Genomic DNA, 11,635 nt, shown 5'->3' with positions numbered 1-11,635 from the left:
CTGTCGGTCGCACGATCCGAGCGATCGCACGGATCAGGTAGCCCGGGGGCCGGTTCCCGCGCACGATCCGAGCGATCGCACGGATCAGGTAGCCCGAAGGCCGGTTCCCGCGCACGAACCGAGCGATCGCACGGATCAGGCCGCCCGGAGCCCCGATCCCGCGCACCAACCGAGCGATCGCACGGATCAGGCCGCCCGGAGCCCCGATCCCGCGCACCAACCGAGCGATCGCACGGATCAGGCCGCCCGGAGCCCCGATCCCGCGCACCAACCGAGCGATCGCGCGGATCAGGCCGCCCGGAGCCCCGAGCTGACGCATGGACCGGACCGCCGGGAGGGGCCCCGACCCGAGCGGGGCCGGACCCCAGGGCGCACGGATCCGAGGAGCCCGGCACTCGCCGACCCCGCAGCTACCACGGGGTTCAGTAGGACTTCGGGAGGCCGAGGGAGTGCATGGCCACGTAGTTGAGGATCATCTCCCGGCTGACGGGGGCGATGCGGCCGACGCGGGCGGCGACGAGCAGGCCGGCCATGCCGTACTCCTGACTGGCGCCGTAGCCGCCGTGGGTCTGGACGGCGCGGTCGACGGCGTCGCAGGCGGCCTCGGCGGCGGCGTACTTGGCCATGTTGGCGGCCTCTCCGGCGGCGGCCTCGTCGCCGGCGTCGTAGAGGGCGGCGGCCTTCTGGGTCATCAGCCGGGCCATCTCGATCTCGATGTGGCTCTGGGCAAGCGGGTGGGCGATGGCCTGGTGGCCGCCGATGGGCCCCTGGAAGACGGTGCGCTCCTTGGCGTAGGCGGTGGCGCGCTCGAGGGCGTAGCGGGCGAGGCCGGTCGAGAAGGACGCCGCCATGATCCGCTCGGGGTTGAGGCCGGCGAACAGCTGCACGAGGCCGCCGTCGATGTTCTCGGCGCCGCCGACGAGCGCGTCGCCGGGCAGGCGCACGTCGTCCAGGAAGACGGTGAACTGCCGCTCGGGGCTGACGATCTCCATCGGGATCGCGGTGTACTCGACGCCCTCGGCGCTCGTGGGGACGACGAACAGGCAGGGCTTGAGCTTGCCGGTGCGGGCGTCCTCGGTGCGGGCGACGACGAGCACGTGGTCGGCCTCGTCGACGCCGGAGATCCAGATCTTGCGGCCGCTGAGCACCCAGCCGTCGCCGTCGCGGCGGGCGGTGGTGGTGATGTTGTGGGTGTTGGTGCCCGCGTCGGGCTCGGTGATGGCGAAGGCCATGGTGCCGGTGCCGTCGCAGATGCCGGGCAGCCAGCGCCGCTTCTGCTCCTCGGTGCCGTAGCGGGAGATGACGGTGCCGCAGATCGCCGGGCTGACGACCATGAGCAGCAGCGGGCAGCCCTGGGCGGCGAGCTCCTCGCAGACGGCGGCGATGTCGCCGACGCCGCCCCCGCCGCCGCCGTACTCCTCGGGCACGTTGATGCCGAGGTAGCCGAGCCGGCCGATCTCGAGCCACAGCTCGGTGGTCTTCTCGCCGGCGCGGGCGCGCTCGGTGAACCACTCGCGGCCGTAGGACGCCGCCAGCTTGGCGACCTGACGGCGCAGCTCCTGCCGCTCCTCGGTCTCGGTGAAGGTGGTCATCACTGCTCCCCTGCGCTCGGTGCTGCGTCGGTGTCGGTGTCCGTGCCTGTGCCTGCTGCCTCGACCACGGCCAGCACCTCGCCGGCGGCGACCTGCGCCCCGGTGGTGACGCCGACCTGCGCCACGACGCCGTCGTGCGGCGCGGTGACGGTGTGCTGCATCTTCATGGCCTCGAGCACCAGGACGGCGTCGCCGGCGCTCACCTCGGCGCCCGCCTCGACCGCGATCGAGACGACGGTGCCGGGCATCGGGGCGAGCAGGCTGCCGCGGGCGTGGCTCGCCGCGGGGTCGGCGAACCGCGGCACCACCGTGAACCGGGTGTGGCCGGTGGGGCCGTCGACGTCGACGCGCCGCTCGTCGTCCGCGTCGAGGGAGACGTCGTAGGCGGTGATGACGCCGTCCATCTCGAGCGTGACCCGCTCCGGCGAGGCCTCGGCGACGGTGAACCCGTCGAGGCGGTAGCCGTCGCGGCCGCCGTACCACTCCACCACGGTGGTGTGGCCGTCGCGCTCGAGCTCGGTGCGCTGCGGCTGGCTCACCACGTTGCGCCACGCCACCGGCACGCCCTGCTGGACGACGCGCGCGGCCCGCGCCCGCTCGGCCAGCGCGATCGCGGCGGCCACGGCGGTCTCGGGGTGCGGCTCGACCTCGACCACCGGCGGGTGCTCGGCGAGGAAGGCGGTGTCGACGCGGCCGGCGACGAAGTCGGGGTGGGTGAGCAGCCCGACGAGCTGGTCGCGGTTGGTGGCGAGGCCGTGGATGCGGGCCCGGCGCAGCGTCGCGGCCAGCTTGCGGGCCGCCTGCTCGCGCGTCGAGGCGTGCGCGATCACCTTCGCCAGCATGGCGTCGTAGTGGGTGCCGACCTCGCTGCCCGACTCGACGCCGGCGTCGACGCGGATGCCGACGTCGTCCGGGATCTCGAATCGGGTGAGCCGGCCGCTCTGCGGCGCGTAGTCGGCGGTGGGGTCCTCGGCGTAGAGCCGCACCTCGATGGCGTGCCCGAGCGGGTCGGGGTGGCCGGTGACCACCAGGCCCTCGGCCACGGCGAGCTGCAGCTCGACGAGGTCGACGCCGTGCACCGCCTCGGTGACGGGGTGCTCGACCTGCAGCCGGGTGTTCATCTCGAGGAAGGAGAAGACGTCGCGCTCGACGTCGTAGAGGAACTCCACCGTGCCGGCGCCGAGGTAGTCGATGGCCGCGGCGGCCAGGCGCGCGGCCTCGTGCATGGCCTGCCGGGTGGGGTCGGACAGGCCCGGCGCCGGGGTCTCCTCGACGACCTTCTGGTGGCGTCGCTGCAGCGAGCAGTCACGCTCGCCGAGCACGATGACGCCGTCCTCGGTGCCGAGCACCTGCACCTCGACGTGACGGCCCTTCTCGACGTAGTGCTCGACGAAGACGCGGCCGTTGCCGAAGGCCGACTCGGCCTCGGCGCGCGCCTGCTCCAGCTCGGCGTCCAGCGCCTCGAGCGTGCGGACGACGCGCATGCCGCGCCCGCCGCCGCCTGCGTCGGCCTTGACCAGCAGCGGCAGGTCGTCGGCCGTCGGCTCGCGCAGCACGCGCAGCACCGGGACGCCGACCTCGGCCATGATCCGCTTGGCCTCGACCTTCGAGCCCATCGCCTCGATGGCGTCGGGCGGCGGGCCGACCCAGGTGAGCCCCACCGCCATCACCGCACGGGCGAAGTCGGCGTTCTCGCTGAGGAACCCGTAGCCGGGATGGACGGCGTCGGCCCCGGCCCGCTTCGCCGCCTCGATCAGCAGGTCGGCGCGCAGGTAGGTCTCGGTGGGGCTGACCCCGGGCAGCCGGACGACGTGGTCGGCCTCGCGCACGTAGGGCAGCCCGGCGTCGGCGTCGGAGTGCACCGCCACGGTCTCGATGCCGAGACGGCGGCAGGTGCGGAAGACCCGGCTGGCGATCTCGCCCCGGTTGGCCACGAGGAGTCGGGTGATCATCGGCTGGCTCCTGTCAACGGTGGTCGAGGTGCGCTCGACGCTGGTCGAGGTGCGCCCGACGCTGGTCGAGGTGCGAGGAGCCCTGGCGACGAGCCTCGAGACCACGCACCGTCGGTGCGGACGTTCGCGTGCACCCTGCGAGGTCTCGAGGCTCCTCCCTCGTTCCTCGGTCGGAGCGCCTCGACCACCGTCACGGCCGGAACACCCCGTAGCCGCCGGCCCCGGACCAGGGCCTGTTCTCGATCACCGACAGGCAGATCGCCAGCACGGTGCGGGTGTCGCGGGGGTCGATGACGCCGTCGTCGTAGAGCATCCCCGAGAGCACGAACGGCAGCGACTGCTCCTCGACCTGCTGCTCGACGGCGGCCTTGATCGCGGCGAACCCCTCGGCGTCGAAGGTCTCGCCCTTCGCCTCGGCCGAGCCGCGCGCGACGATCTCGAGGACGCCGGCCAGCTGCGCCGGGCCCATCACCGCCGACTTCGCGCTGGGCCAGGTGAACAGGAACCGCGGGTCGTAGGCGCGGCCGTTCATGCCGTAGTTGCCGGCCCCGTAGGAGGCGCCCATGATCACCGTCAGGTGCGGCACGGTGGAGTTGCTGATGGCGTTGATCATCATCGCGCCGTGCTTGATGATGCCGCCCTGCTCGTACTCCTCGCCGACCATGTAGCCGGTGGTGTTGTGCAGGAACAGCAGCGGCGTGTCGCTCTGGTTGGCCAGCTGCACGAACTGCGTGGCCTTCTGCGCCTCCTGGCTGAACAGCACGCCCTGGGCGTTGGCCAGGATGCCGATCGGCCGGCCGTGGATGCGCGCCCAGCCGGTGACGAGCGAGGGCCCGTAGAGCGGCTTGAACTCGTCGAAGACCGCACCGTTGGTGGCGCTGACGCCGTCGCAGACCCGGGCGATGACCTCGCGCGGGTCGAAGGGCTCCTTGAGGTCGGCCGGCACCAGGTCGAGCAGCTCGTCGGGGTCGGCGTCCGGCTCGGCGAACCCGTCGACAGGCCCAGGGCCCGTGGTCGCTCCCCAGGCGACGGACGGACCCTGGGCCGGTCGCAGCGGCTTGCGGTGGTTCAGCCGGGCCACGATGCGGCGTCCGATGCGCAGCGCGTCGTGCTCGTCGTCGGCGAGGTAGTCGGCCAGCCCGCTGGTGCGGGCGTGCATCTCGGCACCACCGAGGGCCTCGTCGTCGGCGTCCTCGCCGGTGGCCATCTTCACCAGCGGCGGGCCGCCGAGGAACACCTTGGCGCGCTCGCGCACCATCACGGTGTAGTCGCTCATGCCGGGCACGTAGGCGCCGCCGGCGGTGGAGTTGCCGAAGACGATGGCGATCGTCGGGTTCTTGGCGGCGCTGGCGCGGGTGATGTCGCGGAACAGGCGACCGCCGGGGATGAAGATCTCCTTCTGCGTGGGCAGGTCGGCGCCGCCGGACTCGACGAGGGCCACCGTGGGCAGCCCGTTCTCCTCCGCGACCTGCGCGGCCCGGAAGACCTTCTTGACCGTGAACGGGTTGGAGGCGCCGCCCTTGACCGAGGGGTCGTTGGCGGTGATGACGCACTCCACGCCCTCGATGACGCCGATGCCGGTGACCACCGACGCGCCGACGGTGAAGTCGGAGCCCCACCCGGCCAGCGGGCTCAGCTCGAGGAAGGCCGAGCCCTCGTCGACCAGCAGCTCGATGCGCTCGCGCGGCAGCAGCTTGCCGCGGTCGTGGTGGCGCCGGACGCTGCGCTCGCCACCGCCGGCGACGGCGACGGCGTGCTGCTCGTCGAGCTCGGCGAGGCGGGTCTGCATCGCCTCGCGGTGGGTCGTGGTCACGACTCCAGGACCTTCTTCATGCGCTCCAGCGTGGTGCGCATGCCCTTCTCGTTGGTGCGGCCGCGCAGCCGGCCGAGCACCAGCCAGTAGAGCCGGGTCGGCAGCGACGGCTCCATGCGGAAGTACTCGGTGACCACCGTCCGCTGCCCCTGCGCCTCGAGCCGGTAGCCCCAGTTGTTGACCGTCACCTTCTCGGTGCCGACGGCGAACTCGAAGACCTCGTCCTCGACGCACCGGGTGACCCGGCACGGCGACCAGTACGTCGGCCCGACGCCGTTGCGCTTGACGTGGCCGGCGAAGGTGGCGCCGACCTCGGGGCCGGTCGAGCCCTTCGTCCACTTCGCCTCGAAGGTCTCGGGCGAGAACTCGCCGATGCGGGTGACGTCGCTGACGAGCGACCACACCTCGCGCACCGGCGCCTCGATGGTCAGCGACACCTCGCTGCCCAGCGGCTTCAGCAGTCCCATGGGTCCTCCGTCTCAGTCGTTCACGTCGTGTAGCCGAGCAGTCTCGCGGCCAGGTCGGTCAGCACCTCGGTCGACCCGCCGCCGATGGGCAGCAGGCGTGCGTCGCGGTGGTGCCGCTCGACCTCGGTGCCGTGCAGGTAGCCGGTGCCGCCGTGCAGCTGCACGGCCCGGTCGGTGACCACGTCGGCGGCCTCGCAGGCGGTCTGCTTGGCCAGGCAGGCCTCGGCGATCACGCTCTCGCCGGCCACGTGGCGGCGGGCGACCTCCCGCACGTAGGTGCGGGCCACCTCGACCCGGCGGTGCATCTCGACCAGCGTGTGCCGCACGACCTGGTTGGCCACGAGCGGCTTGCCGAAGGTCTCCCGCTCGCGGCAGTGCTGCGCGGTGAGGGCCAGCGAGCGGCCGGCGATGCCGTAGGCGTGCACGGCCAGGGCGAGGCGCTCGACGACGAACTGCTCGGCGATCTGGAGGAACCCCGTGCCCTCGGCGCCGACCAGGTTCGCCACGGGCACGCGGGCGTCGGCGAAGCCGAGGTCGGCGGTGTCGGAGCAGTGCCAGCCCGTCTTGGCGAGCACCCGGTCGACGGTGAAGCCCGGAGTGCCCTTCTCGACCACGAGCAGCGAGATGCCCCCGTGCCCGGGCCCGCCGGTGCGTACCGCGGTGGTGACGAAGTCGGCGCGCGAGCCGGAGGTGATGAACGCCTTGGCGCCGTTGACGACGTAGTGGTCGCCGTCGCGCACGGCGGTGGTGCGCAGCGCGGCGACGTCGGAGCCGCCGCCGGGCTCGGTGACCGCGAGCGAGCCGATGGTCTCGCCGGCGAGCGTGGGGCGCACGAATCGGTCGACGAGGTCGGCGTCGCCGGTGACGGCGAGGTGGGGCAGCGCGATGCCGTGGGTGAACAGCGCCGCCATCAGCCCGGACGACGCCCCCGCGGCGAGCATGCCCTCCTGCAGGTCGATCGTGTCGAGCAGGTCGCCGCCCTCGCCGCCGACCTCGGCCGCGAAGCCGACGCCGAGCAGGCCCTGCTGTGCCGCGGCCGCGTGCAGCTCGCGCGGGACGGCGCCGTCGTCCTCCCAGCGCTGCAGGTGGGGCACCACCTCGCGGCGCGTGAACTCGGCGCCGAGCTCGCGGACGGCGGTCATGCCGCTCACAGCAGTGCCTCCGGCACCGGGACGACGCGCGAGCGCGCCCACTCCCCCAGCCCCTTGGCCTGCGGGTCGAAGCGGGTCGAGGCCGCGACGCCCTCGCCGAGCAGCCCGCGCAGCAGCACGTTGACCGCCCCGAGGTGCGGCAGCGGGTGCACCTCGACGGTGTCGGCGGGCAGGTCGCGCGCCTCGGGCAGCAGGTCGCGGACGGCGTCGGGGGTGACGAAGGCGGTGAGCCAGGCGACCCGGGCGGCGTGCAGACCGGGGTCGGCGCCGAGGTCGTGGGCGACCCACAGGCCGAGGTTGGCGTCGCCGCCCTTGTCGCCGGAGCGGGCGTGCACGAACGTGCCGAGCGGCAGGTCGCGGGTCGAGCCGTCGGTGGCGCTGGTGGCGCCGGACGGGGCGGGCGGGGCGGGCGGGGTCGGCGCGGCGTGCTCGGACGTCGGCGGGTCGGGCACGACCTCGCGCCGTCCGTCGGCGTGGACGACGGTCTGGGTCACCTCGGCCCGGTCGACGTGGGCGGCGCGGTAGACGCCGTAGGGGGTGGGCCGCGCGGGCGGCGCGGTGAGCGTGAAGCCGGGGTAGGAGGCCAGCGCGAGCTCGACGAACGGCTCGGTGAACGCCTTGCCGACCGGGTCGGCGTCGGCGTCGCGGGCGGTGACCCGCAGCAGGCACGAGGCGGCCTCCTCGGTCTCGCCCCCGGCCCGCGCGACGGCGGTGCGCTCCCAGGTGACCGACGCGGCGGTGAGCCGGGGCTCGACCCGGGCGCGCACCCAGTCGGCCTTGGCCTCGACGTCGAGCCCGGTGAGCACGAGCTCGACGCGGTTGCGGTGGCCGCCGAGGGTGTTGACGCACACCTTCAGCCGCGGCGGCGGGGCGCTGCCGCGGACGCCGCGCACGGCCACGCGGTCGGGGCCGGCCGGCTCGAGCCGCACGGAGTCGAGGTGGGAGGTGACGTCGGGGCCGAGGTAGCGCGCGGTCTGGATCTCGTAGACCAGCTGCGCGGTGACGGTGTCGACGGTGACCGCGCCGCCCGTGCCGGGGTGCTTGGTGACCACGCAGGAGCCGTCGGCGGCGATCTCGGCGAGCGGGAAGCCGAGCGGGCGGTCGAGCGCGCCCGCGGGCAGCCGGGTGAAGCCGCTGAAGTTGCCGCCGGTGGCCTGGGTGCCGCACTCGAGCACGTGCCCGGCGACGACGGCGCCGGCCAGGGCGTCGTGGTCGTCGGGCGCCCAGCCGTGGTGGGCCACGGCCGGGCCGACCACCAGCGAGGCGTCGGTGACGCGGCCCGCGACCACGACCTGCGCTCCCTCGCGCAGCGCGGCGGCGACGCCGAGGCCGCCGAGGTAGGCGTTCGCGGTGAGGGCGCCCTCGATGCCGAGCTCGCCCGCCCGGTCGCGCAGGTCGTCGCCCTCGACGTGCGCGACCGCGACGTCGAGGCCGAGCCCGCGCGCGACGTCCCGCACCCGCTCGGCGAGCCCGGCGGGGTTGAGGCCGCCCGCGTTGCTGACGATGCGGACGCCGCGCTCGAGCGCCAGGCCGAGGCAGTCCTCGAGCTGGCGCAGGTGGGTGCGCGCGTAGCCGAGCGCGGGGTCCTTCATGGTGTCGCGGCCGAGGATGAGCATGGTCAGCTCGGCGAGGTAGTCGCCGGTGAGGACGTCGAGCGGGCCGCCCTCGAGCATCTCGCGCATCGCCGAGAGGCGGTCGCCGTAGAAGCCGGAGCAGTTGCCGACCAGCAGCACGTCGGCAGGCTCGGGAACCGTGGTCATCGGGGGCTCCGGCCCTCGCCGGGCGGGCCGGCGAAGCACTGGGCGACGTCGAGCCAGGCGTCGGCACCGGGGCCCTCGGCGACGAGGTCGGTGTCGGCGCGGTGCACGCGCTGGGTGACGAGCAGGCAGAAGTCGAGCGCGCTGCCGGTGACGCGCTCGGGGGCGTCGTCCGGGCCGAACGCCCAGGTGGTGCCGCCGGGACCGGTGAGCTCGACGCGCACCTCGCCGTCGGGCACCGTCCGGCCGTGGGTGACGAAGGCGTGCCCGCGGGTGCGCACACCGAGGTGCGCGACGTGGCGCAGCCGGTCGCTGACGGGCGGCTCGAGGCCGAGCGCCTCGTGCACGTCGACCGAGTGCGCCCAGGTCTCCATCAGCCGCGCGGTGGCCATCGACGTGGCCGACATCGGCGGGCCGAACCACGGCATGCGCTCGCCGGCGGGACGGGCGGCCAGCGCCGCGGCCAGCGCGGCCCGGCCCTCCCGCCAGCGGGCCAGCACGAGCTCGCGGGGCTCGGCGGCGATCGCGTGTGCGCCGGCGTCGACGAAGCCGTCGGGGTCGGCCAGCGCCTGGTGGACGACGGCGTCCCAGCGCTGCTGGTCGGTGGCGGCGAGGGTGGCGACCTCGTCGGTCCAGGCGAGGTGGGCGACCTGGGTGGCGACGGTCCAGCCGGCGGCCGGGGTGGGCGTCGTCCAGCCCTGGTCGCCGGCGCGCTCGACGACGGCGGCGAGCGCGCCCGACTCGGCGTCGAGGTCGGCGAGCAGGCCGTCCAGCAGGCCGTCGGTCGGTCGGGTCACGAGGCCTCCTGCAGCCGGGTGTCGAGCACGTCGGCCCAGCGGTCGAGGATGCGACGCCGGCGGCTGGCGTCGTCGGTGATGGTGGCGGCCAGGCCGAGGCCGCGGACGAGGTCGAGGGTGGCCTGCACGAGCTCGCGGACGCCGGGCCGGGACTCGTCGGCGCCGAGCACGTCGACGGTGAGGCGGTGGGTCTCGCGGCCCACCCGCTGCTCGAGGGGGGCGACGGCGGCGAGCAGCGTGGCGTCGGTGCGGGCGGCCACCCACAGCTCGAGCGCGGCGGTGAAGACCGGCGAGGTGAAGTGGTCTCCGAGCATCCGCAGCACGGCGCGGGTGCGTCGCGGGCCGCCGGGCAGGGCCGCGGCGGCGGCGCTCAGCTCGGCGCCGCGGACGACGGTGAGGTGCTCGACGGCGGCCAGCACGAGGTCGTTCTTGGTCGGGAAGTGGTGCAGCTGGGCGCCGCGGCTGACGCCCGCCCGCTCGCTGACCAGCGTGGTCGACGTCCCGGCGAAGCCACGCTCGACCAGCAGCTCGACGGTGGCCTCGAGCAGGCGGGCCCGCATGGCGCGGGTGCGCTCCTCCTGCGGCACGCGGGTCGCCGTCACGCCCTCGACCCTCCCCCACGCGACAACAAACAGTCAAGGCTGACTCTTTGTTGGTCTAGCGCTCTCGGTCGGGCTGCCGGGTGCACCAGAGCGCCCAGACCACCAGCAGGGGCTGGAAGAACAGCCGGACGACGCGGCCGGCGTCGGTGTCGAGACCGAACGACGTCGAGTCGTTCACGGCCTGCCACACGTTGCCCGGGAAGACGGCGACGAAGAACGCCGCGACCACCCAGCCGAGCGCGCGCAGCCGGTGGGGTGCGACGAGCGGCACCGCCAGCAGCGCGGCGCCGAGCACCAGTTCGACCAGGCCCGAGACGACGACGATCGCCTCGCGCCACGGCAGGAAGGTCGGCACCTGGCCGAGGAACTCGTCGAGGACCACCAGGTGCGCCACGCCCGCGAACAGCAGGAAGGCGCCGAGCAGCACGCGGGCGACGGCGCGGGCGGTCCTCATCGGGCCATCATCGGTACGTCAGGTGGTCGCCGGCGAGGTGGGAGTGCTCGTTGAGGGTGAGCAGCCGGGCGCCGGTGGAGCCGACGAGCACGCGGGTGACGCCGGCGTTGACCAGGGTGGCGTTGAGCCGGCCCCACAGGCGGCCACGCCCGGCGGCGTCCGCGTCGGGGTCGGCCAGCCGCGCCGCGACGACGCCGATCGGCCCACCCGAGGTGACGACGACCGCGGTGCGGTCGGGTCCGGCGTGCTCGAGGGCGCGGGCGAGGGCGCCGTCGATCCGGGCGGTGAACTCGGCGTGGCTCTCGGCGTGCTCGCCGACGCCGGCGACCCACCGGGCGGTCGCCTCCTCGAAGGCCCGCTGGAAGGCGCGGCGGTCGAGCCCCGACGCCGCCAGGTCGGTGTAGCCCTCGACCACGGCGAGGTGGTCGAACTCGTCCCAGCCCTCGTCGACGACGACGTCCGGGTCACCCCAACCGGCCCCCTCGACCATCGCGGCGAGCGTCTCGCGGTGCCGCCGCAGCCCGCCCCGCAGCACCGCGGTCGGCCGCACGCCCTGCCCGGCCAGCCACGCCCCGAGCCGGCGTCCCTGCTCGTGCCCGACGTCGGACAGCACGTCGTAGTCGGCCGCCCCGAACGACGCCTGGCCGTGTCTCACCAGCAGCAGCCGCCCCACCCCGGGCATGTTACTGACCGGATCGGCCACGCGCCCGAGCGCCGGAGGGCCTGTACCGAGCGATCGCTCGCTTCGTGCCGCCCGACGGTCGGATCGGGTGTCTGACCCGTGCGATCGCTCGGTTCGTGCCACCCGACGGTCGGATCAGGCGCCTGAACCGTGCGATCGCTCGGTTCGTGCCACCCGACGGCCGGATCGGGCGCCTGAACCGTGCGATCGCTCGGTTCGTGCCACCCGACGGCCGGATCAGGCGCCTGAACCGTGCGATCGCTCGCTTCGTGCCACCCGACGGCCGGATCGGGCGCCTGAACCGTGCGATCGCTCGCTTCGTGCCACCCGACGGCCGGATCGGGCGCCTGAACCGTGCGATCGCTCGG

The 11,635-nt window shown here is 74.5% G+C and carries 11 protein-coding genes; 1 reads left to right on the top strand and 10 read right to left on the bottom strand.

What is annotated here, in order from left to right; all coding sequences use genetic code 11:
• Positions 1-422: 422 nt before the first annotated feature.
• The 10 genes from ABEA04_RS02740 to ABEA04_RS02695 all read right to left on the bottom strand — a co-directional run bounded on the left by ABEA04_RS02740 (position 423) and on the right by ABEA04_RS02695 (position 11,267).
• Positions 423-1,592: an acyl-CoA dehydrogenase family protein gene (locus tag ABEA04_RS02740; RefSeq protein WP_345454283.1), complete on the bottom strand. Its 1,170-nt coding sequence runs from the start codon at positions 1,590-1,592 to the stop codon at positions 423-425.
• The gene (locus tag ABEA04_RS02735; protein ID WP_345454282.1) at positions 1,592-3,544 is read right to left on the bottom strand and encodes an ATP-binding protein; all 1,953 of its coding nucleotides are present in this window, start codon (positions 3,542-3,544) and stop codon (positions 1,592-1,594) included. The genes ABEA04_RS02740 and ABEA04_RS02735 overlap by 1 nt, the downstream gene beginning before the upstream one ends.
• A 190-nt stretch (positions 3,545-3,734) precedes the next feature.
• Positions 3,735-5,333: an acyl-CoA carboxylase subunit beta gene (locus ABEA04_RS02730; protein WP_345455620.1), complete on the bottom strand. Its 1,599-nt coding sequence runs from the start codon at positions 5,331-5,333 to the stop codon at positions 3,735-3,737.
• Between the two features lie 20 nt (positions 5,334-5,353).
• Entirely contained in the window at positions 5,354-5,824 is a 471-nt protein-coding gene (locus tag ABEA04_RS02725) for an SRPBCC family protein (protein ID WP_345454280.1), read from the bottom strand.
• Between the two features lie 20 nt (positions 5,825-5,844).
• Entirely contained in the window at positions 5,845-6,966 is a 1,122-nt protein-coding gene (locus tag ABEA04_RS02720; protein ID WP_345455617.1) for an acyl-CoA dehydrogenase family protein, read from the bottom strand.
• Between the two features lie 5 nt (positions 6,967-6,971).
• On the bottom strand, positions 6,972-8,735 hold the full coding sequence (locus ABEA04_RS02715; protein ID WP_345454278.1) for an acyclic terpene utilization AtuA family protein: 1,764 nt from the start codon (positions 8,733-8,735) through the stop codon (positions 6,972-6,974).
• Complete coding sequence (locus ABEA04_RS02710; protein ID WP_345454277.1) at positions 8,732-9,529, bottom strand: TIGR03084 family metal-binding protein; 798 nt, start codon at positions 9,527-9,529, stop codon at positions 8,732-8,734. The genes ABEA04_RS02715 and ABEA04_RS02710 overlap by 4 nt, the downstream gene beginning before the upstream one ends.
• Complete coding sequence (locus ABEA04_RS02705; protein WP_345454276.1) at positions 9,526-10,131, bottom strand: TetR/AcrR family transcriptional regulator; 606 nt, start codon at positions 10,129-10,131, stop codon at positions 9,526-9,528. The genes ABEA04_RS02710 and ABEA04_RS02705 overlap by 4 nt, the downstream gene beginning before the upstream one ends.
• A gap of 55 nt (positions 10,132-10,186) precedes the next feature.
• Positions 10,187-10,585: a DoxX family protein gene (locus ABEA04_RS02700; RefSeq protein WP_345454274.1), complete on the bottom strand. Its 399-nt coding sequence runs from the start codon at positions 10,583-10,585 to the stop codon at positions 10,187-10,189.
• 7 nt (positions 10,586-10,592) lie between these two features.
• Complete coding sequence (locus ABEA04_RS02695; RefSeq protein ID WP_345454272.1) at positions 10,593-11,267, bottom strand: histidine phosphatase family protein; 675 nt, start codon at positions 11,265-11,267, stop codon at positions 10,593-10,595.
• A 167-nt stretch (positions 11,268-11,434) separates the two neighbouring features.
• Between ABEA04_RS02695 and ABEA04_RS02690 the strand changes: the two genes are divergently transcribed.
• A partial coding sequence (locus tag ABEA04_RS02690; protein ID WP_345454270.1) for a hypothetical protein occupies positions 11,435-11,635 on the top strand: 201 nt, incomplete at its 3' end.

The organism is Nocardioides marinquilinus (assembly GCF_039543705.1).
In the GTDB taxonomy this organism is placed as follows: Bacteria; Actinomycetota; Actinomycetes; order Propionibacteriales; family Nocardioidaceae; genus Nocardioides; species Nocardioides marinquilinus.
The sequence above is the reverse complement of the archived record's forward strand: the minus strand, read 5'-3'. Positions and strand labels throughout refer to the sequence as shown.

Excerpts from the sequence above, each read along its gene's own strand:
- ABEA04_RS02740 (WP_345454283.1), bottom strand. The coding sequence starts at position 1,592 with ATGACCACCTTCACCGAGACCGAGGAGCGGCAGGAGCTGCGCCGTCAG.
- ABEA04_RS02735 (WP_345454282.1), bottom strand. The coding sequence starts at position 3,544 with ATGATCACCCGACTCCTCGTGGCCAACCGGGGCGAGATCGCCAGCCGG.
- ABEA04_RS02730 (WP_345455620.1), bottom strand. The coding sequence starts at position 5,333 with ATGCAGACCCGCCTCGCCGAGCTCGACGAGCAGCACGCCGTCGCCGTC.
- ABEA04_RS02725 (WP_345454280.1), bottom strand. The coding sequence starts at position 5,824 with ATGGGACTGCTGAAGCCGCTGGGCAGCGAGGTGTCGCTGACCATCGAG.
- ABEA04_RS02720 (WP_345455617.1), bottom strand. The coding sequence starts at position 6,966 with ATGACCGCCGTCCGCGAGCTCGGCGCCGAGTTCACGCGCCGCGAGGTG.
- ABEA04_RS02715 (WP_345454278.1), bottom strand. The coding sequence starts at position 8,735 with ATGACCACGGTTCCCGAGCCTGCCGACGTGCTGCTGGTCGGCAACTGC.
- ABEA04_RS02700 (WP_345454274.1), bottom strand. The coding sequence starts at position 10,585 with ATGAGGACCGCCCGCGCCGTCGCCCGCGTGCTGCTCGGCGCCTTCCTG.
- ABEA04_RS02695 (WP_345454272.1), bottom strand. The coding sequence starts at position 11,267 with ATGCCCGGGGTGGGGCGGCTGCTGCTGGTGAGACACGGCCAGGCGTCG.